This window comes from Mesorhizobium sp. BR-1-1-10 (genome assembly GCF_020165595.1).
Classification (GTDB): domain Bacteria; phylum Pseudomonadota; class Alphaproteobacteria; order Rhizobiales; family Rhizobiaceae; genus Mesorhizobium; species Mesorhizobium australicum.
The window spans coordinates 429,772-455,770 of the sequence record NZ_JAIUIL010000001.1 but is presented as its reverse complement, the minus strand read 5'-3'; the positions used below and the strand labels follow the sequence as shown (position 1 = coordinate 455,770).

Sequence of the window (25,999 nt, the reverse complement as noted above, 5' to 3'; positions counted from 1 at the left end):
TCCGAGCCCTCTAGAGGGAAACATCCACGACGACCCGTCCGCACCGGATGTAGTCGCAGGTGGCAATCCGGGTGTTTCTCAGGCGCTTCTCCTGTAGTGCCGGGAAGTTAACTCCACATTTGCATGCCGGCCGATGGCCGGCATAGGGCCGCTCCAACCAGTATATCCTGTCTGGTCTCCCTTCGCGGGCCGCGAATTTGCCCAAGACCGCCAGCTCGTGGTCTGTTGCTCCTTCTGGTGCCACAAAGGACGCATCTCCGGCCAAGAGGGCGCGCCGCAGGTCATTGACTGTATTCCATTTCGTACGCGTGCCAAGGATCGACCGCCACGCTCCCGACCACTCTTCCTGGGAGAACCCTCTGCCGAGAAGCTCCTGGTTGAGGTTTCCTGCAATCGGCGACCTTTCACATGCGAAATTGTCAGGTACCTCTCTCCCAAGCCAAGATTGCAGGAACTCGTGCATCTTCACCGCCTTGGCCGATTCGCTGATCACCAGCCGGCTGACGACGGCGGCCACGCATTCATCGAGTTCGCCCTGATCGTCCTCATCGGGTCTCGCTCCCTTCGCCAAGGTGAGCCAGCGTTCGAGGAAGAGGGCAAGAAGCTTTTCTCCTTCCTCCGCTCTCGGAACAATCCGCGAGATCATGTCGAAGAGAACGTAAAGTGCATTCCCGCGGGACGGCCCCGCGGGACTCTTCTCCAGTTTCGTGAACAACTGCGTAAAGGCACGTTCGATGATCTGCTTCTTTATCCTCTGCCCCTTTCCGGGCGGGTTCCTTCCTTGCCCCTGACGGCCCTGCGGCCGTTCTCCGGCACCATCTAGCTTCTCCTCGTCCTCGTCATCCCCCGCATCATCGTTTCCGCCTGGGAGCGCTCTGGCGAGATGCCTGACCAACGCATCGATCAGATCGTCCTGAGCGTAGCTCCCCGAACCAGCACGCCAAGTCTCCTTCATGTCGAGCGCGCTCTTCGTGCTGAAGGCGCCCGTGACGAAGAGATGCCCGGACGGCGTGTTGGCCTTACGCCCGCCGCCTGTTCGTTCCGCTGCCTCCAAGAGCGCGCCGGGTTCCCTTGCAATGAATTCGAGAATGGAAGCCATGCCGGCGGGGGTGCCAAACCCCGCCACGAGGCGTCCGATCTCTCTCGCCAGCGGGCCTCGGCGGTTCATCGCATCGAGGAAGCCGCGTAGCACCAGCCAGCCCCGGACCTCTTCGGATCCACGGACGAAGATGACCTGCACCGACGACCCGAAGGATAGGGGGTCCACATCCCCCGGCATGACGAACGTAAACGATCCGTCGTCGGCGACCGCCACTTTGCCTGCAGCAGCGCGACGCGCTCCAGCCGCTAGAGCCGCCTCCCACTCGCCGGAGACACCGTCCGCCCCCACTATCCTGCCAGACAGGGTGCCGTCTCCATATTCCAGGACGAGGGCGGCTCCGCCGCGGTTCTTCGGCTCCTCTTCACCCGTGAGGCTCACTTCCTTGTATGCCATGCACGGAGACCATCCGAAAACGGGCGTGCGGTCGTGGATCCTCGCTACTACGGCCTCGACGTTCGCCCCGGTGAGCGCAGGCACGGTGGCGTTTGCGCTGCCTGCGACGATCAGGCGCCCGTTCACGCATTCGATGTCGAATAGCTTCGAATGAAGCGACCTGTCGTCGCTGAAGGTGTCACATGCAACGGGCGACACCTTCATGCCGTTCGCCGCCGCAGCATCGAAGTCGAAGACTGATGGCGCAATCGAAGGCACTGCCACCGACACTCGTTCGCAGCGGAGGGATTCGCACAGGAGCCGGACGCCGTGGTGGCCCGAGAAAAATGGCGACACCACGCAGACACTCACCGCGCCGCCAAGATCGTCCGCCATTTCTCGGATCTGCTCGTCGAGTGGCCTGTCCATCGTATGGAGAAGCCTCGATCCGCCGTCACCTGGGATGGCTGCCGCCTTTCGTCCAAGCTCGATGAAAGGGCCAAGGTCAGGAGGCGTTACGCAATCGAGCCGACCTTGCGGTGCCGTCTCGCGCATCATGGATTCGAGCATGGACACGAGATCTGCGAAACACGCCGAATCCCTCCCCGGCCGGAGGTATTCGAGTATCTCGTTGTTGTAGCCCCACCCCCCGAAAGTCAGGTTTCCGGAGCCGACCGTGGCACGTATCTCGCCCGCCTCGTCGGTCATCAGCGCGATCTTCGGATGGAAGACCCCGGTGCGGCACCTGACGGGAACAAGATCGTAGTCGCGGCCCACGCCGACCGCACCGACATCGGCGAGCGAGGCCCGGTACCCTTCGATGTCGGAGAGCACGGTGAAGTTCCGGTAGGTTCGGTAGACCGAAGAGAGGGGTATCGCCTCGAGAAAGGAAAGACTGAGCGAGTAGGTAGTAAGAAGTATCGATGACCACGGATTGGATGCGATCAGGTCGCGTGGCGAGAATGGCTGCAGGTTCAAGTCCCCCCAAGATCCCGTGCAAGACGAGTTGAAAATATGTAGCCAGAATACCCTTCGTCCGCAAAGAGGGGTTATCGGCGGCGCTCAGCGTAGGGCGATTATGGTCTTGGTGATCGCCGTGATTTGAAAGAGTCGGCGTTGTGGATCCGCGCCCTTCCTTTTCAAAGGAGGGAGGCCTCTTGCTCCTTCGGGACGGTGGCAGGGTTGAAGTGCACGACCGTCTCCTTCTTGTCGCCTGTGAAGGTAAAGGGGAATTCTGGCGCCGCAGGATCCGGTCGGCGTCCCTTCTTGGGTTTCTCCGCTTTGCCTGCTTGTCGGAAAAACTCCCGTGAGACATGTCCAAGAGATGGGATGACCGGGCGATCACCGGCAAACCACCGTTCAACCGAAACGATCTGTAGTCTCGGCAGATGGCCATGGGCTGTGTCAACAAAGCCGAAGGAGGCGGCTTCCGATCGCATCTCTCGGGTTGGTTCTCGCAGGCAAATGAACAGACCCATCTCGGCGCGTTCTCTTTCGATCACCGCCTTGAACTCCCTTACGTCCTTTGCGCCGACATGCTGGCCACCTTTGACGGACGTGAGAATGCGCCCCCACCCTCGAGGCCCGTTCATGAAGCTGCCCGTCGATGCCGCGGTCGGGGCCTTTGCGGATTTCCTTCAGCGCCTGCACGCCGACCAAGTAGTTTGCCCACCACTGGAATTGGTACTTGTCGCGTTCGGCAAGGCGCGCAGCGGCGGCAAAGTCGCGCGGAATGCCGCCAAGATCATACTTAATCTGACCCGGCATATCCGCGAGGCGATCTTCGATCACTCTGATCGCATGGTAGGCCACATCGATACCTATCCACATTCGATCTGCCGCCTGGGCGGCCGCCACGGTCGTGCCGCAACCGCAGAACGGATCCAAGATGATGTCGCCGGCACTCGTTGACGCTCGGATTATGCGGTCAAGGAGCGCAACCGGCTTCTGTGTTGGGTAGCCTATCCGCTCACGCGCTCGCGCGTTGACAGGCGGAATGTCAGTCCAGATCGTTGAAGCTAAAGTGCCTTTTTGTTCGTCCAAATATCGTTTGAACCGTGGTCGCTTCGTGGTGTCCAGGCTCCCGTCCGGGTGGGTCGGATACCAAATGAGGCCGGCTTCGTCCAACTCGGCCATCCTCTCACGTTGAAATCGCCAACCGAGCGGTGGAGAAGGAAAGCCCTTCCACTCGTACATCATGTTCGGTCTTGGTGACGGGCTGAGGATCGAGGTTAACTGATACTGGCGCCCGGCGTCGTCTGCGCTGCTGTAATGCGATTCGATGTATCGATCGGAGTGGGGTAGGTAAGGCGGATTCCACGTAAATTTTGTGGCTTTGGTGTAGAAAAGTATCTGATCTGCAACCCGACTCCAACTCTTGCTATCGCCGTGCGAGGCGGTCCGCTGCCATGTGATTTCGTTTCGAAATCCGCCGACGCCAAAGATGCTGTCCAGGACCACCTTCAGATAATGGCTCGCGGTTGGGTCGCAGTGAAGATAGAGACTGCCCGTTGGCTTCAAGACCCGTCGCAGTTCGTGCAGTCGCTGCGACATCATGACCAAGTAGGCCATCATGTCGCTGTCGCCGAGAGCAGCATGCAAAGCGTGAACGATTGACGCGACTCCTCCCCCCGTGTGCATGATTTCATCGAATGCCCACTTGGCTTCAGCCCCCCAACTCCATGTATCTCTGAAAGCCTCTACTTGCGCGGTCGCGGCGTCCTCGGCCGGCATTTTGAAGAGGATGTTATAATTCGCCTGGCTGTTGAAAGGTGGGTCTAGATAGACCAGATCAACGCTCTCATCCGCGATCTCCTCACGTAAGATCGCCAGGTTGTCGCCAAACCACAACTGGTTCTGCATTGCCCCATCCCTTACCGTCCCGAAGTAAGAGTGCGGAAATAGGCTGAAGATTACGTTACCTGTATTTCGTATGCCGGCCGGAGCGTCTTGGCACGGGCTATTCGCGCGGCTACGCGGTGAGATTTCCTGTTTCAAATCGATTGTGGATTGCGGGAAGCGGGGCTCGGGGCCTCGCTGTTTTGGTCAGCTGCTCTACACACGATGTCGAGCTGTTGGCTTGTCCCACCTGTTGCCGTCGAAACGATCACCCTTAAACGATCCGCCAATGGGCGACCTCATCTAGCTTCGGTAGGGCACCGCTGACGGCTCAACCGGGACTCTTTCGTATCCTTTGGCTTCCAAGAACAATTGCACACTGCGCATGGTCAGCTCCTGGTTCTTGCCTGGCCCAACTGTCACTCGCTTGATGGGCAATCTTTTGCCGATCGGGACAGCCACCTCGAGATAGGGTACCAAAACCCCATCGGCGTCTCTGAACCTGACATGCTCGAAGTCATTTTCTTTCTGAATGACAAACCGCCACTCGTTCTCTTCGCTGAAACCGTCGTCCTTAAACCGTGGAACTAGCTTAGGCAGGCGCCTTATTAGCTCGAACCGGATCTTGTCTACGTCCTTTTCACGCAAGAGGTCTGCCAGACCAGAAAAAGTGACAATGCTTCTGCGCATGCGATCCACGGTGCGTTGCTTATCATATATCACCTCCATTGGGATCCCACCGTGAGAACGAAATAAAGAATCCAACTGCTTCCCGTTAAACGTGACACTTACTCCCTGGACACGACCTCCATAGCCTCTCCATTGGCTAAGCAGGTCGTGCGCTTTGCAGAAGCAGGTAGCGTAAGTATCCGGAAGCTTGGCCTTCTTCAGCTCAATGATCACCTCATCTATAATCTGGGCGAAAATCTGCTTCTTTTGTGCCGTCGCGAAGTCGCGAAGGACTTTTTCGGCGGCACTGATTCCGTGCTGCAGCTCTCGTCGATCGTTTAGAAACGACACATTCGAGGCCCAAAGACAGCGGTTCTCCACGATCCCCAGCAATCCTGGGAGCGTGGTAAAATGCGTTAGTTCGTTGGGCACCTGGACGAGAACGAGCTTGCGTTTTGCAGTCATTTCAACTCACCTCTTTGCCAGCTTCTCCTGGCACCGCCGTTTTTGGGATAAAGCTCTGGGACAGCGGGCTTGAGACGGCAGCGCCATATGCCCGCTCCCCGCGTGGGGGCAACACTTGCGAGACCGTTGTGTGTCATGGAACGATGAATTTCAAACTTCACGCTCGGGGCGGGACGGCTTTCTCACCACTTCCACCGGGCCCCACAAGCCGCCTGTGAAGCTGTCGCTGTCTGCAATTTGCAAGATGTTCGCGGGATCGTTTCGGTATTTTTCTCCGAACCAACCCTCATACTCAAGATGAATTGGAAACTCGGCCCGAGGCTTCCAAAAGCTCTTTGTGGCTTCTCGATGGGTCAGTCCAAAAGAGCATGAGGTTCGAGCACCATTTTGCAAAAGGCGGATCACTGTCGACGGCTCAAAACAAGCCAGCCAGAGCCCTCGTGACCTGGTGTCTGCGCCAGGGCCTAGTGCCGCGTCCAGCGACGGCTGATCCCGTACGATCAGCTTGATGTTCTTCGCTGGAATGGAGCCCGAGTTAAGCACAACGAGGTTATAAGCTATTCCGTCATTCCCGCCATGGTGTGTCTGTACCATAGCTGTCACGATTGGTCGAAACTGTCGCCGCCAAAAAAAAATTGAAAGGGCCAATGCCAATATCGAAATGACTAGTGCGACAACGGACACGGCGAGTTCGGCAGTCATGTCGGCTCCATAGTATTGGGCAGCATAGTTACAGGAAAGAATCAGTGCTACAACTGGTTTATGCGCTGACCACTGTTGGCTGGCCGAAAACTGTTCTGATTCCTCTACCAATCGCTCCAAGCGAACGTGTTCCGCGGATGTCACTTGAAGCGAAGGATCTCGGTATCAAGATGGCTAGGCGTCTTAGCCGCGGGGACTGAAGATAGATTGGGGTCGGAAAGGGCATCGAGGTGAAACAGGAAGCTACGCAGCAATACCCAACGTCAGTGGTCAGGAAGCTCAGGAATGAAATGGCCGGGGCGATTTCCGATTTCAGCGCGAACGAGGTGCCCTCGCTCTGTAGTCGGCTCGGATTGCGGACTGGGGATCGCGACGAGTCGTTCAAGAGCAAATTCAAATATGCTGAACGGCGGCTGTTTGAAAAATCTGCCGCGGAATTGATCCCGATCGCCGTGCGGCTTCTTGAAGAAGTCGACTCCTATAACCTATCGGAAGCATTAGCCAAGCTTCAGGAAACTGGCCAGGCCACGGTCACTGAACTCACTCGTCGACGTATTATGGCACTTTTTGATAAGCGACCTTACAGCACGGAGTTCGAAGAAATCGACTTCATCCGTCGTATTTGGCCAACAGGCCGGATGCTTTCTGTCTTCGAGAACGTCGCCACCGAGCAGACTTTGGACGACGATCTATTCAACGCGATCGTCCGAAACAACGATTGGAACAATCGAGAGACATTAGAAGCCGTGGGCTATCTGACATGCTCGCAGAGGCAGTTCTTCCGCTTCCTGGAGGAGGTAACGAGTCCCCTTACGCAATCGCGGGAAGTTCAGGCAGAACTCGCTGCAGCAGTCAACGAGCACCTGCGCCATGACGGTTGTCAGTTGATTATTATCCGTCGGCTGTCAGGCAGCCCTGTCTATGAAGTTCGACCCGCTATAGTTGGCAGTCCAGCAGATGACGCGATATCGCAGGCGCTGGCAGCCTTCGACACTGACACGGTGCATGCCAGATGGATTCAGGCGCTCGACCGTCGAGATGCTGACGCCGAGGGGGCGATCACGCTGGCCAGAACATTGCTCGAGGACGTATGCAAGTGGATCATTTTCGAAGCAGGGGAGTCCTACGAGGAAAAAGACGACCTGCCTGTTCTCTACCGGAAGCTGGCGAAAATTCTGAACTTGGCGCCAGATGGCCACACTGAGCCTGTCTTTAAGCAGATCCTTGGAAGCTGCCAATCGGTCGTAGAATCTCTGGGGTCGCTGCGGAACAAAATTGGTGACGCTCACAGCCCGGGGCCGAAGAAGGTGAAACCTGCTTCCAGGCATGCTCAGCTTGCGGTCAATCTGTCGGGAACGATGGCTACCTTTCTCGTTTCGACGTGGGCAACAAACAAGAAAGGTTAGGTCCTATTTGTATGGATAGCCGTCTTCGCTCAGCGCGACATACACGAATCGGTCGTTGCGGAAGGTGACACTTTCAATCTCAACTGGTTTTCCTAATTCGTCCACCGCGATCGTCATTGAAAAATCTACATCAACTCGAACTTCAGTTTCTCCACTCACGTCTTCCATCGTCGGAATCAAAACCTTATCCTCGCTGTCGTAAGTGGCCGTAGCCCAATCGGGATGCGTGTAATTCACGCCCACCTTCAAATCTGCTTTTGCTACAACCAAAATCGATCGGTCATCACCTATTTGGCCGAACACACTGAAAGAATGAAGCGTTTCCACCTCCACCCAATCTTGTTCGACATCGGCGTCTTCAACGTCGGTTGCGATCATTTCCCAATTGGCAAGCTCTTCAGCCAACAGATCGCGAATCCTGTCCATACTGCCATCAATGAATTCGAAAATGTCGGGCTCTTCGATTTCGTAGCCTAGTTCAGTGAATAGGTCCGGTATCGATTTGAGCACTGTCAAATGCTTCACGGACCTTGAAGGCGAAACGAAGTCCGCATCATCGGACACAATAATAAGGGGCGTCTGGTCCGTAGCCTCAGGCTTCAGGCATTCAAAAATAAATGCGTCGGGGAATTGGTCTCGCTTGCTCTGACCCGAAAAGAAGCCTTGATCCGCAGAGTACGCGTCGAACACTGCCGACGGCTTGATGTTATCGATCGAGAGCACCTTTGCCCTAAGCCTTTCGAACATGTCCCTGGTCAGCTTCTAATATTTTTCATCCAGCCTTTGACGGAGTTTGTCCTTGCCAATCTCCGGCAACTCGACGCCAAGCGTTTCGCGGACAAGCCTTCGGAAATGCTGTCTTCCCACGTCCTTTATGACGTTGAAGTCGTTGTCGGCATGTTTTTTCGCAACCTCAATCAGAGTCAGATCAGTGGCCACAACTGCCACGAAGTCCGCATTCACGAGGTCGACAATGCGATCAATAAGCGGGCCGCCGGGCGGGCGTCCGGCGCGAATAATGACGTTGGCATCCAAAAAAACCTTCTTCGTCATCGGCCTTTCGCCCAAGGGGGTTCCGGGTTCTTATAGAGTTCTAGGCTTCAATCTGGCGTGGCCGCCAGGCGGATAGAGACGGATCTGGAATAATGACCTTGCAGCGCGATATTCGGTAGCCCTAGCCATCACGACATGCCTAGTTAGCGGTCCAGCGTTGACCCAATCAGCCACGGAACACCACATCTGGCAAGATAAGCGCGAATTCGAGCCGTATAGCCGCGCCGCCGAGTCGATCACAGGTGCGATACGGCTGTCCGGAAATCCGGAATTCGCCGTCGCCGGTAGCAAGATGACGATCACTTTTGGCAAAGGCAACAATGTCGATCTGACGTCGGTGGGCGCTTTTTGGCGTCAGTGGGACGAGACCGTCGACAAGAAGACGACTGCGGAAGTCTTCAAAATGTCACGGGATCCAGGAGCTCTCAGAGACGGCAACACGCTTTGCGGCGATCCGAAATCTGACCCGGCTCGATACGTCGTGTTCCTCGAAAAATCGTCGCTTGGACATTCTCCGCTGCTTGGGGTGGCGGTCTTTGGATCGAAGGAAGCCCCCTACAACATCAACAGCAAACGTCTCTGCGGCACTTTCAATTATTCCGCCGACTAGATGTGAGCGCACTGCATGGTGACGGGCTCGGAAGGGATTCCCAAATCAGGAGGGGTTTGATTCAACTGCTGGCTGGAGTGGAGGCCAGCATGAATGACAGCTTCCTACTCACAGGATTTGTCTAGAGTCCGTAGTTTGCAACGTAGGCCGGCAGACTGCATCCCGGTTGAGGTAAACGATCGCTGAGTACAGGATGCAGCCAATGGCAGCTTGGGCAACGCACCTGCAACACCAAGGTTGGTGGTAACGTCAATAAGCCCCCCACCCTCGAGGCGAAAAGGTGAAACCAATCCGACCGTCCCTACGTGTCGTGAGAACTCTCCTGAATGATTCGTCTCGAAATGCGGCCCCTCGTGCTTTGGTCCGATAGTACGGGATCGTACGCTGGGTGTCGTACATGTATCCTTTGTCGGAAATTACGATGAAATAGGGGCTACAATAGTCGAAGATTTCGGGACAGATCCCGCTTTCGCGTCCATGGTGTGAGGCTATTAATACATGGGTATTGCGCAGCGCGCTTCGGAAATTCTCATCCCTCAGCAGGGCAAGCCAGCCGGTAGTTTCCAGATCGCCGGGAAACATGATTCCGACCCCATGACAGGACAGGTGCAAGGCCATGCTGAGGTTGTTCTCGTCGTCAAAGTCCTTAGTGGAATTGGAAAACGCTGTGCTCCTTAGGTCCAGGAACTTCGGACCAGGAGACGGCACCGATCCGCTGTATTCGCGCTCGATCATGTAAACGAGTTCATCGATCCCCGGTCCCATGCCATCTTCCGATTTGAGGTTGCGGATTTGTCGAGCGGAAACCTTTTTGTTCCGCCAGAGCCAGCCGATTTCGACGCTTTTGCGAAGGTCTGGTAACCCATCGACGTGGTCTTCGTCGTAGTTGGTGATTGCGAGCATTTCCAAGTAGCTGATCCCGAGATGCCGCAGATAGCTTCCTGGCCGCCAACCGGTAACCGCGTTCTGTCCACAATCGATCATCATTCTAGTGTCGTCATCGCAAGTCAGGAGCGCACATGCACCGTGCTGAACGTCAAAGATTTTGAGATCCATTGAAGTTACCCTGGAAAAATACGTTGGCGCCGGTCGCAGAGTGCGTAGGTACAAAGTATTCGGTGAATTGCAGGAAAAGCCAACTGGCGACTCAGTGCTTTCGTGTCTACCCTTGGCAAGGGTTGTAGGGTACGGGCGCTGAGATGGCTGATTTTTTCGAAATTGACTTCTTGGACGTTGAAACCAAAAAGAGCGGCGATGCAATCTCATTGCGTTATGAGATTGCCAATCAGACGTTTATCCACGTTGTTGACGGCGGGTACGTTGAAACGGGGGAAAAGCTGGCTCTCCATATCAATCAGTACTACGGCAATCCAAAGAAAATCGACCATGTGGTTGTAACTCACAACGACCACGACCACACTGGTGGCCTTCGCTATATCCTTGAGAACTACGAGGTGGGGCGTCTGTGGATATTACGTCCTTGGATCTATGCAGGAGAGATCATTCATCGCTTCCAGCGGTTTTCCAACGTTGAAAATCTGGCGAAGGAACTGAAACAAAACTACTCCAACTTGGCTGCCCTCGACGAGATCGCGCAAGCAAAATCAATCCCGATGTCAGAGCCATTTCAGGGAGCCAAGATCGGAGCGTTCACGGTGCTGGCGCCTACGAAGACACGTTTCCTGGACCTTGTGGTTGAATCAGAAAAAACTCCAGCAACGAAATCTGCCCTCGATACGCTTCTAGAAGGCATTGCGACGCTCGCCAAAGCTGCGATCAAGCTTGTGAAAGAGGGCTGGGGCTTTGAGAAGTTTTCGACGGAGCCCATCAGCGCGGAAAACCGAATGTCTGTGATCCAGTATGCGTACCTGAACGGACGCAAAATTCTGCTCACCGGCGACGCTGGCGTTGATGGGCTTCTGGAGGCCGCCGCGTACGCACCCTTCGCCGGCCTCATTCTCCCGGGAATCGATCGATTTCAGGTTCCCCACCATGGATCTCGCCGCAACTTGTCGACCGAAATCTGTGATGCTTGGCTTGGAAAGCGACTACCCGCAAAGCCCGATTCCTCGACCTTCGTTGCAATGATCAGCTCGGCGAAGCTTGACGAAGACCATCCCAGGAAAGCTGTCATTCGGGCGATGATTCACCGCGGTGCGAAGGTGCTAACCACGGAAGGCGGCAGCATCACCACATATGCTAATGCGCCTGCGAGAGAAGGCTGGGGCGCGGTGCCTGGGGAGCCATACCCCGATGAGATAGAAGAATAGCGACCGAATCGGCGAAGGCGGTCGAAAGGCGGAAATTGGGATTTCTCGATTCATACAGCATAAGAGCTCGCCTGTTCCCGGCGGTTTGGGCCATTGCACCCGCCATAGCGCTTGCGACTGTCGCTGTCACATGGAACGCTTTCAGTTTGCCACAAGCAATCACAACGTTGGCTGTCGGGGTAATCTTTGTAGGATTTTCGGACATCGCGCGGCGGTTCGGCAAGCGTGCCGAGCGGCAGATTTTCAGCAGCACAGGTGGACGGCCGGCCATCACATTGCTGCGGCGCGGAAAACAGGAATTCGCAGAAGAAACCAAGGACCGATACCGCAATTTCCTGGCGAAGCAACTCGGCGAGCCTGCCCCAACGGCGGAAAACGAGCTTAACAATCCTCGCATCGCAGACGGTTTCTACGAGCGGTGCGGAAATTGGCTTCGAGAGAGAACCCGGGACACAACGAAATTCAAAATCCTTTTTGAGGAAAACAAGACTTATGGTTTTCGACGCAATCTGTATGGCGTGAAATGGCCTGCGCTGACACTCAATGCGGTGGTCGTGCTCATCTGCCTGTTGATAATTTCACGCAAAATGGATGTCCCGAACGATCCTTCGCTCCTTCAGGTTTTTACGGTGCTGATGATCGCTGTCATCCACGCGGCCTTCTTTTTCTTTTTCGTTGGCAAAAAGGCAGTACTCGAGGCCTCCGATCAATATGGGAGGCAGCTAATTCTAAGCTGCGAGACCCTCATAAACGAGACAAAGTAGACGATCGGAATTCCAGCAATCGGCACTGACGTCGGCAACTCGATATCGGCGCCAAGCTATCCCGACGCCAGGCCAGCGTCCATTCATTGGCAGATTGCCCTCATCTTGCTGCATACCGAGCTCGGGCGCGCCGCGATGTCGGCGCAGCGCAGCAGACCGACAAGGCCGATGCACTCGGCATCGCCCATATCATGCGCCCGGGTGGTTCCGGCAGGCCCATGTCAAGTCGGAAAGCCGCTATCGGACCAAGCTTCTGCTGACGCACCGGCGCAATCTGAAGGGCCAAGTTCCTCGACCTGGAGAACGCCATTCGCAGACGGCATTCGGCATCCGCCTGAGCAAGGTCGGATGAGGAGCCTTCGAGCGGCGGTGCGTCAGGCTGTGGCGGACGACCCGCTAAAAGGGAGCTGATGGACCCCGTGCTGTCGGCGCGCGCTCCAATAATGAAGAGGGTTCGCACATACTTGTTGCCACGCTTGCTAAGCCCACCGAGCATCGTTCTGTCGCCGGTGCAGAGCTATTTAGGCACCAAGCCGAGCCAGGCGCCAAAGTCACGCCCCTTCGAGAAGGCTGCGCCATTGCGGATCGTGGCGACCGTTGTGCTCGCAGTCATCGGGCCGATCCCCGGAACGCTCATCAGGCGTTGGCAGCTCTCGTCTTGGCGCGAGAGTGTCTGGATTTCGTCAGTCACTGTCTCAACTCGATCGTCGAGCCGGCGCCAGTCTTGCGCAGTTCTTCGACAAGACGAACCACACGCGGCCACAGCACGTCGGTGCGCTGAGCCAACACAGATGGGCGCACCTGGCCCAGTCTCGCAGGCCCTTGCGGGACGATGACACCGCCTCAAGGAGGAAGTCGCGAAGCTGGTTGATGACTGCGGTACGGTGGCCGACGGGCCTGCTGCGAACCCGGTGCAAAGCCTGAAGGTCGAGCTGCTCGGCGCTCTTGATTGGAACGAAGCGCATCGTGGCCCGCTGCACGGCTTCGGCGATGGCCTCGGCGTCGCGGTGGTCGTTCTTCTGCCCTTTCTGGAAGGGTTTGACGTACTGTCCCGGGATGAGTCGAACGTCGTGGCCGAAAGCCCCCAGTCGACGGCCGATGTGATGGGCGCCCGCACAGGCTTCGACGCGCACGAGGCACGGCTGAAGATTGGCGACATACTGTTCCAATCGTCCACGCGTCAGTTTCTGGCGAACAATCACTTTGCCGCGCGCATCCATTCCGATGAGATGGAAGCTGTTCTCGCCAAGATCCATACCGATCGTGGCGACACTTTCGTCATGTCGAGCGATGTCAGTCATGATGTGCTCCTTTCGCGATTAGCCGCACTTGCAGCATGGCCGCCGCGCCGCCGGAGCGCGGCCGGTCCATACCATATGTGGAGCGACGGAACGTTCTATTTCGGCGATTCCACGACGAACCGAAGCGATGCTGCCCGGCGCGCTGATATCTAGAATCGCAGGCTGTTGGGAGTGCATCGATTAACGGTGCAACGAAAGTCGAAACACATGGCGCCGGCACGCTGACGGGCGCCATCTGACACAAGGAATCCGCTTCGGTGGATGACTACTCATGCAGACCAGGAACGACGAAACGCACTTTATCGTGCCTGCGGCCGAGCCGATCGCGAGACGGCCGGTCCGCGCCAGATTGCCCGTGACGATGCTCCCCGTCAGTTCGATGGAAAAGTGCACCGCGACGATTCCAGTGCTGCTCTCATGCAGCCGGTAGGCCCCGTTGCAGAGCGCGGAAGACTGCGCGGCGCGTTGGAAATCGACGCCAGAATACGCAATCGTGACATAGAGCATAGAATAGCGTACTATCGCAGCTTAGAAGAGTAACGACGATGGCAAATGAGCCTAGCAAAATACGACCGTTGAAGATGGCAAGATAAAAAGGCGCACATTGTGCGGCGGTCGGTTGGTGGTTTTTGCTAGCATTTTTCGCGCCCGCGGCACATTGTGAGCCTTTGCCGCAATGTGCGCTCCGATGCTAAACAATTGTATTAGCTCAATAATTGACAATGTTCCCTTAAATTGATAATTGCGATTGTCCTGGGATATTATGGAAGTGGTTCCGCACCGCCGTGAGGTTAGGGCCTTGGATGGCTGCCGAGTTGTCGTGAAGGAAGCCTGCACCCTTGTCGACAGGGCATGTTTGACCGGCGGTCTGCTACGTCGATCGCATCGCTCAAAGTGCGAAGGTTGGGCCGGTTACTATGAATGGATACGCCGGCGCCACGTTGTCTTAAAAGTTATCCAAACCGCTGATACGCGGATGACGAGCGATGTGCATCACCAGCCGCTGCTGGCGGTGCGATATCGGCCATGATCGAATTGAGTCCTATTTTGCCGTGCAACTGACACGCCTTGAGCTTTACAATCGAGTCTGCGAGAGGCCTCTCAGCAAAATCGCTCCAGAGCTCGGAATTTCCGGCACGGTGTTAGCATCGACATGTAAGCGGTATCAGGTTCCCTATCCTGGGTCGGGATATTGGACGCGTAAATTGCTCGGGCTCCCGGTAGACTTGCCGCCACTGCCGGAGGCATCGGACGAACTGATCGAGCTAACGTCGTCGACCTCAAAGCCTCAACGAAAGAGAACCGCGAAGGAAGGCTCTGTTCGCAAGGCCAGACCTGCCGCGAAGCCCCATCGTCCGGTGCGCCATCGGCTGCTCTTCGGCGTTGAAGAGCACATGCGAAAAACACGCGACGTTAAACAGGGCGAGTTCCTAAGGCCCTACAAGAGAATCCTGCCGGATCTGATTTCCTCAGAGACCCAGTTGCTTCGCGCACTCTCGATCGCCAACGATCTCTATCTCGCGCTGGACGAGCAGGGATACCGCGTTCAAGTCGCGCCGGCTGCCGACGGCCTTGACCGCATCCGCATCAAGGAACAGGAGGTGGAGAGCAAGGATCGCAAATACGGTCACTATCACTCCGGGAGCATCTGGGCTCCGGATCGACCTACCGTCCTCTATGTCGAGACGGTGCCGATCGGGCTCGCCATCACCGAAATGACCAAAAGAGTGATGGTGCGATACCTCGACGGCGAATACCATCGGGAGGACAGCAGGCTCATCCGATCCGCCAAGCCTTGGCAGCTAACGCATTCCTGGACAAGGCAGCAGGACGTGCCCTGCGGGCGCTTTCGGGTCATTGCCTACTCGCCGAAAAAGAACGTCGACTGGTCGGTCAGCTGGCAAGAGACCGGGGAGAAACCGCTTGGCGCTCTGATCCCAAAAATCGTGGAAACATTGAAAGAGGCCAAGGGCACGCTTCAGCGCCTTATGGACGCCGAGGATGTGGCGGCGGCGAAGAGGAAGAAAGAAAGAGAGGAGGAGTGGGAGCGCTATCTAAAGCAGGAGGACGCCCGCAAAGTGGCTCAGGCACTAGCCGATAGCCAGCAGCAGCTTGCGGAAATTATTGAACGGTGGGGCAAGGCGATGACGGTAGGGCGTTTTTTCGCGGATGCCGAAAAGCGGTTGAACACTACGGACGATGAAGATCGCCGCAAGCGCCTGGAGGAGCGTCTGGCTCTCGCGAGAGCAATGATGGAAAGCGTCGATCCGCTGGATTTCATCGAAAGCTGGCGGGCACCGCAGGAGCGGTACCAGGCAAAATTCGATTAGACGAGATATGTGCTGCCTAGACTTGTTTATTGCGGCAACGGGGCCGATTTTCAGACTGACAGCTTTGAGGAGCACGGAGCAAGAATCGGTCGTGGACCGCCATCCCACGGGACTATAGTGTCGCTCGCATTTGCAACATAAACAATCCGGAGCGGAAGTGACCTCGACCGCAATCTTGATCGGCAATGCTGAATACGACCAAGAGACTCCCCTGCCATGTTGTAGCGAGGACGTCGCAGCCATGCGGGCGCTTCTTGAGGCCACCGGGCGATTCGATCACATCTTTCCCTACGTCAACCTGGACGCGGACGCGATGCGGGAGGCTGTGCGAGGCGCATTGCCGCCGGACGGCGACCATGACGAGGTGCTATTCTACTTCTCGGGGCATGGCATCCACATCGGTGCCGAACTCTACGTATGCGGAACAGCATTCGATCCAGGCCGCCCCAACGAAACAGCCTTTCCACATAGTGAAATAATGGACCTATTCCGGGCCGCTAGACCGGACGTGCTCGTTACGGTTATCGACGCTTGCTATTCCGGTGCGCTGCTGGTGAAGGGTGACCGCCCGCTGCTGCCCGTAGTGAAGGATGGATTGCGGAATGTGCTTCAGTTCTCATCATCACTGGATGACCAGACGTCGCTCGGCGGAGAGCGGCTAAGCGCTTTTACCCGCGCGTTTCTCGAAGCGAGCGTACGAAAGACCGAAGGGGTCGTCTATTACACTGACATCAAGAACACGCTGCGCGACGACTTCATCGGAAACGACGACCAAACTCCGTTTTTCGTCAACCAAGGCACCGGGCGCGAGATACTGGTCGACGACGCTCGCAAACTAGCTGGCTTCCGCGACGAGCTTGCAAACCGTTGGCGAAGTAAAGCAGATGAAAGCGACGAGAACGTCGAACGCGACGACACCGGAGACCTTACCGTCACCGCCGGGCCGGTGACCGCCACACAACTGCTTATGGCGGCGGAGAAACGGATGGGCGGGCCTGATGAGGCCAAGGCGCTGATCGACAACCTGTTCGATGGGGTGCTCAAGAGGTTCAACGAGAGCGAGTTCGCTGAGTTCTTCGATGCAGCGACTACTGAACACGCGACTTTCAATGAGCCCGTCATAAGGGACTTTATGATCCGGGTGCTGTCCCGTGAGACACGACCTGACCGACTTGTGACCGCCGAGATCAAGCGTACCAAGAAGAAAGCGAGTCCGTGGGAACAGGCCACAATGGGTATTCTGGCCACCTTTAACCAGGAGTGGACCGAGCATTTCGACCTAGAGCTGAACTGCACCATGTTACGGGCTCAGCTCAAACTGACGCTGACGCCGAAGTACAAGGCGCTCCAGCAGCTCCAACTTGTCCTAAGCTGCGCACCCAGCCTCAACCAGTGCTACATCTTCGAGATGGTGACGCAGCACCCTAGAATCAGCTGGGATGCATTCGACGATGAAGGGCGAGAGATCGTTCGCCGCTGGTATACCAAGGGATGGGCCGCCGACGTGGAGTTCTTGATAGGGAATATTTGCGATGCGCTAACGAAAGCGGTTCGTGACCATATCGACGGGACGACCAAACGCCTGGAGGGGGACTAAGAAAATCGACCAGAATGCCGTGGCTAACCCAGTGTGGTCCCCGTCTGCTCATCGGCAGCTACAACGTCAGTCTTGAACCATCACTGCGATGAGAGCAGTGTCAATTATTTCGCTTTATCCTGACGACCGGAATTAGCCTGGAAGGATTAACTCCAAGCTTCTTCAAAGGCGCGAGGTTTATAAAAATCTTTGTGTTCCAGCTTAAATAAGCGCTCTTTCGGTAGGTTGTCGAATAGCGAAAACGCCTCTATGTATACCTTAAATTTCTTCGCACGGTCAGTGAGTCCGTTATAAAAAAGAACAACCATTTCGTCATCATTGAGCTGGGCGCGCAGGATGCGGATATAGCGCACCTTATTTTTATCATCTATATTCTCATCAATGAAGCGGATGACGTTCTAGAGGTAGCGGTAGTAGTGGGCCAGATCACCGTAGAATTGCTCCCACAGCACCTCATGGCCATCGATAACCCGTTCCAGCTCCGTTGGCTTAGTGCTTTTCTCATAAGCTTCCCGCATCACCTTGACGAAATGGCGGAAACAATCGCGGCCATGCAGGGCCTCTTGATTGCGCCTCTGCACGTCCATGGCGTGTACAATGGAGTTGTGTAAGCCCAGCATTTCGAAGAACGTTGACTCGCTCCCGCCCGCTCTTGCCTCTGTGAGCCCCCGTTGCTGTAGGATGATGGTGATGAGCAGACCCAGGAAGGTCAGGAACGTCAGGACCGGGTTTACGACGCCACCGACGAAATCACCGAATGTGCCGAGCGTAAGACTGTCGTCGCTCCCCTTCCATGCGTCGAGATAGAGCGCCAACCCCAACACCGCAACAAGGACGACAAGGCCAGTGACGAATAACCGGTAGACACTGTTGGCGCTGTCGTTGTTCTTGGGCTGGACTATGCTGTCAAAACCCTTTCGCAGCAACTCAAACCGCCAGTTCAGTAAGAGCAACAAAACAACAACCACGGCAAAGGCCCATTTGTGCCACATGATGATATTCCCCCAATGCAATACCATGACATGACAGAACGTGGCGCTGCAATGCTGGTTAGGATAGACAACGCAGGGACCCGAGCCGATTCCGTGAGGATGACATGGACGACAAGCCGCCAATCTGGGAATCGTTCAGCAAGGCGCTGGGCGCTGAATACCGACCCGCCAAGGAAATTCAGGGCGCGAGCGGTCTGACCCATGAGGTTCAGGCCATAGCGGTTGATGACAAAGGCAACCGTGTGATCCTGATATCCGCCGATCCCAATCCACGCACTGCCGCGTTGATGCGTGTCGATGTTCAGGCGACCCTGCCAACCGCCAAGGTGTTGGTTGCAAGGCCATTGGCCGTTGATTTGGCATTCGCGGCTCGCTTTATGTTCAACACCGACACCGGCGAGCTTGACCTTCCGAAGGTGATGCAAATTGGCGCCGTGATGGCAAAGGGCGACTCAGCACAAGAGGAAATGAAGGAGCTGCTTGGACCGGGGATGAATTCGATCTTCGGCCCGATACAGCAAAGCGATCTCCCGCTAAAGACGCATTTTATGAATGCCATCGAGCAGGCTGCGTCCCTGGACTGGCGTGCCATATTCGAAGGCAATCACGGTGCCGCGCTGGACATGACCTTGGAAGCCCTCAACCAACTGCGGTCCATTGACAACCTAGCCGGGGATCGAAAGCAGGGGATATGCCCAATTCCAACCTACGAGTTTACCGAAGGTGATTGGGATCTGTTCCACAGCGGCAAACACATTGATGAGGTGCAGGAGCGCTTAAAAAGCCTCAACATCTTCCAGTATTTCTTCCCTCCCGCCGACAACCTTGCGCTGGGCCTAATCGACAAAGGCCTGTCTGGGGGCGACCAACTGAGGGCGGGCTTTGATCTGGCCGAAGCACAAGGCCACTTGATATCTCGGAACACGATAGTCCCCGACGCAGCTTCCATGACGGACACCATCGATGAGCTGCAGGCGAGAGGGTTCGTTGTCACTGGAGAAACCGAGATTGCTATTGGCCCCGAAGGAACGACATTTCGGCAAACGATCTCTCACCGGCCAGCCGAGGGCCTTATCGAGAGGTTGTCCAAAATTATCTCGTTTAAGGTGGACCTCAATCTCAAGGACCTTCTCAAGCCTCCGTCTTGATCACTCGGCGCATCGGAATGACGCGGCAAGAAAGATCCAGAAGGATAGCGGATCCTCTGATTCGGAAAATGAGATGTGCCTATCAAAGCCCGGGATCGAACAGCTTTTTGGGGGGAATAACGACGCTTTATCCAAAGATCGAAACGATGCGCAAACCCACCGCTCGCTCGCTACGGCGCTGTTTACGGCGCGCTCGCGAGCGGCTACGCGCGGACCTATTCTGAAATGATGGCTGTTCGCTTTTGCGAATGAGCGCTCTCGGCTCCATACCTAGCGCGTCGGCGATGCGCCCAAGAACATTTGCCGAACATCAGCGCGTTCAGACCGGAGCGCTCCGACAATTCCTGTTGAGTCATTTGCCGCGTGTTTCTGGCTTGCCGGCTGTCTTAGAGCCTAGACCAGCCTCGACAAGTCGGCGGAAAGCCTCCGATCTGGTGGGAAGATCGGGCTGATTTCGGCGCCATTCGTCAACGCGGGCAAGCAAGTCACTCGTAAGCCGCAGTTCGAAGCGCTCAGTTTTGTTATCAATAGCATCGGGCGTGTTTGACAATGACCATGTCCGTAATGTACGGTATGTACGTAAATTGTGGTTTGCGCTTTGCGGCCGAACAACGTGCACGAACACGTCGCTCGGCCTGACCACAACCCAAGCTGATTGGAGCTCGGATCATGGTTGATTCCGACAATACCACGACTTTGCCTTTCGTCATCGGCCGCCAACGCGATGAGCTCGAAAGGCCGGGGCCCCGAGGCACAGAATTAGCTTTGAGACTATGGAGCGAGTGGCAACGAGCTCGATATGCCTCATTGCTGTTGTGTCGAATTCAGCAGCGGATGGAGGCGCGAATGATCGCCAATACCGGAATTCAGGTATTGACTGCGGGCGAGCCGATGCCGTGGCAACTATCAGTGTCTACTACGGGTCTAGGCTCTGAGCATCTCATAGCCTGCGAAGCCGAGGTCTTTGCGATGACCGAAGCTCTTAAACTTCAAGATTCGATCCCCGAAGTCGCGGCTACGTCGCTCGTCGGCGTCATCGCTAAGTTAGAAATGATCGTCGGCGCTGATCGAGATATTGGTGACCCTACCGACTTCCCGTGGCCGCACATAGCTTCGGTACTGCGTGACTTAAAAGCGATCGCAGGAGGTTTGCCGGTTTGTCGCCGAAGCCGGGAGAAGACGCGGAGCGATGTCGCCAATCATTGGGAGTCCGCAGTCAAGCTGGTCGCGGCGCTTAAAGAGGAAGGGGAAGCAGAGCAGCCTGACGATGTTGCGGACTTCCGACACGTCCTTTGAAGCGTATTAACAGCCCGGGATTATCGAGAGCCGGCCGACAGATTGCGAAGGTTCACTTCCCTCTGATGGTTCGGCCGGAGGTCAGCTTCAGGACGTTCCCACTTTATCGCCTGCAGCCCTACCTCGACGTTCGAAATGAAACCGCAATGCGCAAGTCATTGCACGCTGTGGTCCTACGATATGAACTTCATGCTTTCCCTCGCCGTTAGGCGGCCATTCGATAGACGGTCGATCCACCATTTGGGAGAGCGACCGCGATGGCAGAGGAAACCTGGACTGGGCCGCAGGCGTCGGTTCCGGCGAACGACAACGGCGACCTCGCCAGCCCCGAGGGATGCCCGAAAAACGTCGCGGCAGCCAAGCTGGATCGGGTGATGCTGGATATCGCCCGCCTGATCGGCCGGCAGCTGGCGCGGGAAGCATTCGAGGTGCGGCTGGCGGCCAACGACAATCGGCCGGGCCGCCGAGAGGGACAGGGCAGGGCGCCGGATGGCAAACCCGTTGAGAAGAAGAGAGAGGATCTGCCACCATGACCCGCGTCGCGCTCTATGCCCGCTATTCTTCCGACAGCCAACGGGATGGCTCCATCGAGGATCAGTTGAGGCTGTGCCGCGAGCAGGCGGCGCGGGAGAGCTGGAGCGTAACAGGAACCTATGAAGATGCAGCGATCTCCGGAGCCAGCACGGTGCTGCGGCCGGGCATCCAGCATCTGGTACGTGATGCCCAGCGTGGCCGCTTCGAAGTGGTGCTGGCCGAGGCGCTCGACCGCGTTAGCCGCGACCAGGCAGATGTTGCCACTCTCTTTAAGCATCTCAAATTCGCCGGCGTTGCCATCGTCACTTTAGCCGAGGGCGAGATCAGCGAACTGCACGTCGGCCTCAAGGGCACGATGAATGCCTTGTTCCTGAAGGACCTTGCCCTCAAGACCCATCGAGGCCTGCGGGGGAGGGTGGAAAAGGGTAAGGCCGGGGGCGGGCTTTGCTACGGCTATCGGGTGGTGAAGAAACTGGATGCCGCAGGTGAACCGGTCCGTGGCGAGCGCGAGATCGTGCCGGACGAAGCGACCATCGTGCGCCGCATATTTCGCGAGTTCGCCGCCGGCAAGAGCCCGAAGGCGATCGCCGTCGACCTCAACAAGGAGGACGTTCCTGGTCCGCTCGGCCGACACTGGGGCGATACCAGTGTGCGCGGACATGTCATCCGGGGTACCGGCGTCATTAACAACGAGCTCTATACCGGTGTGCTGGTTTGGAACCGCTTGCACTTCGTCAAGGATCCCGCCACCGGCAAGCGCGTGTCTCGGGCCAATCCGCCAGCCAAATGGATCCGCACCGAGGTGCCGCATCTCAGGATCGTCGAGGGCGAACTGTGGCAGGCCGTTAAGGAGAGACAGAAGTCCATCGCCAGCCAGTTCGAGGCGGTGACGATCGCCACGCGCAAAGCCAGGGCCAGGAAGCTGCACACCATGAAGCGGCCGGTCTCGCTGCTTTCCGGCCTGCTCACCTGCGGTTGCTGCGGCGGGCGCTACGGCCTGTTCACGCGGGGCGCTATGCCTGTCTCAACCACCAGCGCCGCGGCATCTGCGACAATGGCCGCTCCATCAACCGCGAGAAGATCGAGCAGCGAGTCCTTGCAGGCCTGAAGGACAGGCTGGTCTCGGCTGATGCCGTGGCCGAGGCGATCAGGGCCTATGCCCAGGAGACCAATCGCCTCAACCAGGAGCGTCGCGCGCAAGGCGAACAGGACCGCAAGGCGCTCGACAAGATCGAGCGCGCCATCGCCGGCATGATGGCCGCGATCGAGGATGGCCTGTACCAACCTTCGATGAAAGCGAGAATGGAAGACCTGGAGAGGCAGAAGGCGGAGATCACCGCGCGTCTAGCGGTGGCGCCCACTGACGTGCCCGACCTGCATCCCAACATCGCCACTCTTTATAAGAAGCGGGTCGAGCAGTTCACGCAAGCGCTTGCCGATCACGACAATGGACGTCCAGCCGCCGAGGCGCTGCGCTCGTTGATCGGAGAGATCGTGCTCACTCCCGGCGACAAGCGCGGCGAGGTGCATGCCGAGCTACGCGGCGAGTTGTTCGGCATCCTCGAACTCGCCAAACCAGACCAAATGCAAAAGCCTGACGATGTTATGACAAAAGTGGTTGCGGGTCCCCGCAACCATAATCATTAACCGTCTCGATCTGATCGAGGCGGCTTTTTTTGTTTGACGGGCACCAAATCCGCGCGGCGCGGCAGAGGGTGGATGCAGCACACTCAAGATCGGAGTGCTGGAGCAAATGCTGCTTAATCCTGATCATCCCTGCTGCCTTGAAGTAGTTTTGGCACTCGGGCTGCTGACGTCGAAACGCATAGGCGCAAGTCTTTTGCTTTTTGTACTCTGAAGCGCATTGATGGCAGTCTGGAATTGATACTGGCATGCCCTCAACCGGCTCGCTGAAATGCGGTGCTTGCCTCTTTTTTCAGATTTTCAAGTCGGGATCGGCATATTGATTCAATCCGATCGATAAGATCCGAGACGCGCTCTGCGAACCATTGAAGTGCTTCATTCGTGATCTCGAAATGTCGCGAGTACCGCGCTTTCACATAAGCCTCGTTGAGAACGTTGAACCACGCGACGAAGCGCTGTTGGTCACGAGGCCATGCTTCGGCCAGTTCCTGGACCTGATCCTCGGCGAGGCTCCGAAGAAATTTTAAGTTGTGAGAGGCGGGGCTGTAGTTCGTCAGCACTAGCAACAATGCCGCGTACGCTTGCTCGATGGATTGATGAAGGAGAAACGCGCTCTCCTTGAGCCTTCCTCTGGCGGCGAAGAAGTCCGCCCCTTCGGCGAACGTTCTAGCTTGCGGGAGTCGCTCCGTGTAGTAGTCCTCTGCCAGTCGAAAAGCATCCGCGGGGCCGGAAGCGACGGGGTTCGTGAGGGGCTCTTCGTCGAGCTCATACAGCACGATCCCATCACGCCGAATATCTACGAAAAAATATCGGCCCTCTCTTAGTGCCGTGTTCACCTCCCGGCGCGAGTGGACGATGAAGCTGACGGGCGTATTGATCTCACGCATCATACGATCAGCTGCAGGCTGCCAATAGCTGGAGAAGTCCGTCAGCTTTCGATTGTTGACCACCACCAGCAGATCGAAATCGGAACGGTAGCCCTTCTTGGTATGCGGCTCGTCGACCCAGCCGCCGCGGGCATAGGATCCAAAGAGTATGATCTTCAGAATGCGCCCGCGCTTCTTGAAATCGGCGGTTCCCCCTCTCACAGCGTCATCGAACTCCCCAAGCAGTAGCTCGACTGCCTTTTTGAGCTCACGCTGCTTCGGGGGAGGAAGGTGGTCGATGCTGGATTTCATGAACAATGATCTACCGCCCATATGGCATTGATAGGCAAGGCCGAGCCTTCGTTCTGTAAATAGCCCCTTCCGGCCGCGCCAAGCAACGTAAAAGATGTTGCAAAAATACAAACATGTTCTTCCAGAGGAGTTGTGATGTCGGGAGAAAGTAAAGGCGGCATGGTCCTGATTCGAGTCATAGCCGCCTCGGTGAGTTGCGGTACCGCTAAGAATTCCTGGTTGAGAGAGCGTCGTATCGTTTGCTGATCACGTTCGTTAGGCTCCCTTGCGCGGGATAGAGCGGTATCAGGCAAGCCTGCAGTGCGTGATACAAGTCGGCCTTGCCGACAAACAGCGAATGCGCTGGCTGCAATCCCTCATCCAGCTCCTCGAACCACCCGCCATGCTCGCGGTCTATATAGGCCTCGGCGATCGTGTTCCAGATGCGCCGGTACCATTGTTCGTGGAAGCCGCTCGGGCGGTGCTCGACCAGGAAGGAAGCCGCGCCCGCTGCCTCGGCGACCGGCCACCAGGGCTTGAACCGGAATGCCGGCTTGTCGGCCCAGTCTAGCGTGTAGAAGAAGCCGCCCTTGGCTTCATCCCATCCCAATTCCACGGAGCGCCGGAACAGCGTCTCCGCAGCTTCCGGCATCCAGTCCCGCCTCTTGCCGCCCAGCACCCACAATTGCAGGGTCAGTCTCGCCCATTCCAGCCAGTGACCGGGCGTTGTCCCCGACGGGCGAAACATCTCGTTGACCGCCTTGTAGGAGCGGTCGATCGTCCATTGCTCGTCGAAATGCTCGGCAACGCGAAAATCGCATTCCCGGGCACGGCGGTTGATGATCAGATCCGCAATGCGCTCCGCCTTGTGCAGATAATCCTGATCGGCGGTCGCCTCATAGGCCGCCATCAACGCCTCGGTCAGATGCATGTTGGAATTCTGGCCGCGGTAGCCGCGCACGGGCCTCCAGTCGCACTCGAACTCTTCCGTTATGGCGCCATGCTGTTCTTCCCAGAAACGGTCGTTGAGAACCGTCGTGACGTCGGCCAGCATGCGCTCTGCCAAAGGATGGCCCACCAACTTGGCGCTCGATGCCGCAAGCAGCACGAAGGCGTGGCCGTAGCCCTGTTTGGTCACATCCTTCGGTCCCGCGTCGTCGAGCGACCACATATAGCCGCCATGCTTGACGTCGCGATGCGACTGCCAGAGATAGCGCATGCCGTGATCGATCATCCGGTCGCTTCCGGGCCGGCCAAGCAGGCTGGCGATGACGTAGCAATGGACCGCCCGTGCGGTGGTGTGGATCTGCCTGACGGCGCTGCCCGGCAGCGGTTTGCCGGTGGGGCCGAGATCGTAGAACCCGCCTTGCGGGTTGATGGCCACCGGGTCGAAAAGATCGAACAGGATATCGGCCTGCTTCTTCAACCAGGAACGATGCCACGGCGCATCCCGCCAGGCCGCGGGGCTCGACGACGTAAAGGGCAGTTCTGACATCCGCTCTTTCCTGTTGTGCCTGACCGGGCTTGCGATTTGCCGGACCGGCGCGTTGCCCTTTATAGACCCAGTCTGACCTGCGAATGAACCCGTCGAGTCATCAATCGGCTTTGGGAGGCACTAGCCTCCGCCTTACTGGGCGGACCGGCGTCTTTCAATCTAATGCGACCGTTTTCACACGTAAGGGGGCCGGAGTATTTCCCTGCTCCAGCGACTGCCCGATCGTGAGCTTGTACAGCGTGCTTTTTGCGCCC

General features: G+C 56.9%; 23 protein-coding genes and 2 pseudogenes. 11 read left to right on the top strand and 14 right to left on the bottom strand.

What is annotated here, in order from left to right:
- Positions 1-10: 10 nt before the first annotated feature.
- From LB555_RS02050 to LB555_RS02035, 5 genes and pseudogenes are all read right to left on the bottom strand, one after another.
- On the bottom strand, positions 11-2,452 hold the full coding sequence (locus LB555_RS02050; RefSeq protein WP_140877248.1) for a phospholipase D family protein: 2,442 nt from the start codon (positions 2,450-2,452) through the stop codon (positions 11-13).
- Between the two features lie 161 nt (positions 2,453-2,613).
- A complete protein-coding gene (locus LB555_RS29465) occupies positions 2,614-3,066 on the bottom strand; it encodes a hypothetical protein (RefSeq protein WP_411970741.1) in 453 nt (150 codons plus the stop codon).
- A 250-nt stretch (positions 3,067-3,316) separates the two neighbouring features.
- A pseudogene (locus tag LB555_RS02045) lies at positions 3,317-4,336 on the bottom strand (site-specific DNA-methyltransferase); the annotation flags it as partial.
- A gap of 279 nt (positions 4,337-4,615) precedes the next feature.
- Positions 4,616-5,446 carry a DUF2971 domain-containing protein gene (locus LB555_RS02040; protein ID WP_140877250.1) on the bottom strand — a complete coding sequence of 277 codons (831 nt, stop codon included), beginning with the start codon at positions 5,444-5,446 and terminating at the stop codon, positions 4,616-4,618.
- 150 nt (positions 5,447-5,596) lie between these two features.
- Positions 5,597-6,148 (bottom strand): hypothetical protein, encoded by a 552-nt coding sequence (locus tag LB555_RS02035; RefSeq protein WP_140877252.1) that lies wholly within the window; start codon positions 6,146-6,148, stop codon positions 5,597-5,599.
- Between the two features lie 230 nt (positions 6,149-6,378).
- Here LB555_RS02035 and LB555_RS02030 point away from each other — a divergent pair, with 230 nt between their 5' ends.
- Complete coding sequence (locus LB555_RS02030; protein WP_224682196.1) at positions 6,379-7,554, top strand: abortive infection family protein; 1,176 nt, start codon at positions 6,379-6,381, stop codon at positions 7,552-7,554.
- 3 nt (positions 7,555-7,557) lie between these two features.
- Here LB555_RS02030 and LB555_RS02025 read toward each other — a convergent pair whose 3' ends face one another.
- Both LB555_RS02025 and LB555_RS02020 read right to left on the bottom strand, forming a co-directional pair.
- Entirely contained in the window at positions 7,558-8,301 is a 744-nt protein-coding gene (locus LB555_RS02025; RefSeq protein ID WP_140877254.1) for a PIN domain-containing protein, read from the bottom strand.
- A gap of 15 nt (positions 8,302-8,316) precedes the next feature.
- Positions 8,317-8,607: a hypothetical protein gene (locus tag LB555_RS02020; RefSeq protein WP_224682195.1), complete on the bottom strand. Its 291-nt coding sequence runs from the start codon at positions 8,605-8,607 to the stop codon at positions 8,317-8,319.
- 157 nt (positions 8,608-8,764) lie between these two features.
- On the opposite strand from LB555_RS02020, the gene LB555_RS02015 reads away from it, so the two are divergent.
- Positions 8,765-9,217 carry a hypothetical protein gene (locus LB555_RS02015; RefSeq protein WP_140877258.1) on the top strand — a complete coding sequence of 151 codons (453 nt, stop codon included), beginning with the start codon at positions 8,765-8,767 and terminating at the stop codon, positions 9,215-9,217.
- Between the two features lie 249 nt (positions 9,218-9,466).
- Here the strand turns inward: LB555_RS02015 and LB555_RS02010 are convergent, their stop codons facing one another.
- Positions 9,467-10,273: a ComEC/Rec2 family competence protein gene (locus LB555_RS02010; protein WP_140877260.1), complete on the bottom strand. Its 807-nt coding sequence runs from the start codon at positions 10,271-10,273 to the stop codon at positions 9,467-9,469.
- Between the two features lie 143 nt (positions 10,274-10,416).
- On the opposite strand from LB555_RS02010, the gene LB555_RS02005 reads away from it, so the two are divergent.
- Both LB555_RS02005 and LB555_RS02000 read left to right on the top strand, forming a co-directional pair.
- Positions 10,417-11,487: a ComEC/Rec2 family competence protein gene (locus tag LB555_RS02005; RefSeq protein ID WP_140877262.1), complete on the top strand. Its 1,071-nt coding sequence runs from the start codon at positions 10,417-10,419 to the stop codon at positions 11,485-11,487.
- Positions 11,488-11,522: 35 nt separating this feature from the next.
- Positions 11,523-12,251 carry a hypothetical protein gene (locus tag LB555_RS02000; RefSeq protein WP_224682194.1) on the top strand — a complete coding sequence of 243 codons (729 nt, stop codon included), beginning with the start codon at positions 11,523-11,525 and terminating at the stop codon, positions 12,249-12,251.
- 517 nt (positions 12,252-12,768) lie between these two features.
- Here the strand turns inward: LB555_RS02000 and LB555_RS01990 are convergent.
- Together LB555_RS01990 and LB555_RS01985 are read right to left on the bottom strand one after the other, a co-directional pair.
- Positions 12,769-12,864, bottom strand: coding sequence for a transposase (locus LB555_RS01990; protein WP_181174048.1), 96 nt, complete (start codon positions 12,862-12,864; stop codon positions 12,769-12,771).
- A gap of 289 nt (positions 12,865-13,153) precedes the next feature.
- Positions 13,154-13,471: pseudogene (locus LB555_RS01985) on the bottom strand (IS110 family transposase); the annotation flags it as partial.
- Between the two features lie 1,067 nt (positions 13,472-14,538).
- On the opposite strand from LB555_RS01985, the gene LB555_RS01980 reads away from it, so the two are divergent.
- Together LB555_RS01980 and LB555_RS01975 are read left to right on the top strand one after the other, a co-directional pair.
- On the top strand, positions 14,539-15,882 hold the full coding sequence (locus tag LB555_RS01980) for a hypothetical protein (protein ID WP_224682193.1): 1,344 nt from the start codon (positions 14,539-14,541) through the stop codon (positions 15,880-15,882).
- Positions 15,883-16,039: 157 nt separating this feature from the next.
- Positions 16,040-17,479 (top strand): caspase domain-containing protein, encoded by a 1,440-nt coding sequence (locus tag LB555_RS01975; RefSeq protein WP_224682192.1) that lies wholly within the window; start codon positions 16,040-16,042, stop codon positions 17,477-17,479.
- A gap of 146 nt (positions 17,480-17,625) precedes the next feature.
- Here LB555_RS01975 and LB555_RS01970 read toward each other — a convergent pair whose 3' ends face one another.
- Entirely contained in the window at positions 17,626-17,862 is a 237-nt protein-coding gene (locus tag LB555_RS01970; protein ID WP_224682247.1) for a putative phage abortive infection protein, read from the bottom strand.
- A 15-nt stretch (positions 17,863-17,877) separates the two neighbouring features.
- Entirely contained in the window at positions 17,878-18,471 is a 594-nt protein-coding gene (locus LB555_RS01965; protein ID WP_224682191.1) for a hypothetical protein, read from the bottom strand.
- 104 nt (positions 18,472-18,575) lie between these two features.
- Between LB555_RS01965 and LB555_RS01960 the strand changes: the two genes are divergently transcribed.
- From LB555_RS01960 to LB555_RS01940, 5 genes are all read left to right on the top strand, one after another.
- A complete protein-coding gene (locus LB555_RS01960) occupies positions 18,576-19,619 on the top strand; it encodes a hypothetical protein (protein ID WP_140877270.1) in 1,044 nt (347 codons plus the stop codon).
- A gap of 846 nt (positions 19,620-20,465) precedes the next feature.
- A complete protein-coding gene (locus LB555_RS01955; protein ID WP_140877272.1) occupies positions 20,466-20,915 on the top strand; it encodes a hypothetical protein in 450 nt (149 codons plus the stop codon).
- A 257-nt stretch (positions 20,916-21,172) separates the two neighbouring features.
- Positions 21,173-21,448: a hypothetical protein gene (locus LB555_RS01950; RefSeq protein ID WP_140877274.1), complete on the top strand. Its 276-nt coding sequence runs from the start codon at positions 21,173-21,175 to the stop codon at positions 21,446-21,448.
- The gene (locus LB555_RS01945) at positions 21,445-22,557 is read left to right on the top strand and encodes a recombinase family protein (protein ID WP_224682190.1); all 1,113 of its coding nucleotides are present in this window, start codon (positions 21,445-21,447) and stop codon (positions 22,555-22,557) included. Before LB555_RS01950 ends, LB555_RS01945 begins: the two co-directional genes overlap by 4 nt.
- Before the next feature lie 26 nt (positions 22,558-22,583).
- Positions 22,584-23,096: a hypothetical protein gene (locus LB555_RS01940; RefSeq protein WP_224682189.1), complete on the top strand. Its 513-nt coding sequence runs from the start codon at positions 22,584-22,586 to the stop codon at positions 23,094-23,096.
- Between the two features lie 251 nt (positions 23,097-23,347).
- Here the strand turns inward: LB555_RS01940 and LB555_RS01935 are convergent, their stop codons facing one another.
- Together LB555_RS01935 and LB555_RS01930 are read right to left on the bottom strand one after the other, a co-directional pair.
- Complete coding sequence (locus tag LB555_RS01935; RefSeq protein ID WP_140877276.1) at positions 23,348-24,271, bottom strand: nucleotidyltransferase and HEPN domain-containing protein; 924 nt, start codon at positions 24,269-24,271, stop codon at positions 23,348-23,350.
- A 205-nt stretch (positions 24,272-24,476) separates the two neighbouring features.
- Positions 24,477-25,745 (bottom strand): AGE family epimerase/isomerase, encoded by a 1,269-nt coding sequence (locus tag LB555_RS01930; RefSeq protein ID WP_140877278.1) that lies wholly within the window; start codon positions 25,743-25,745, stop codon positions 24,477-24,479.
- Positions 25,746-25,999 lie beyond the last annotated feature (254 nt).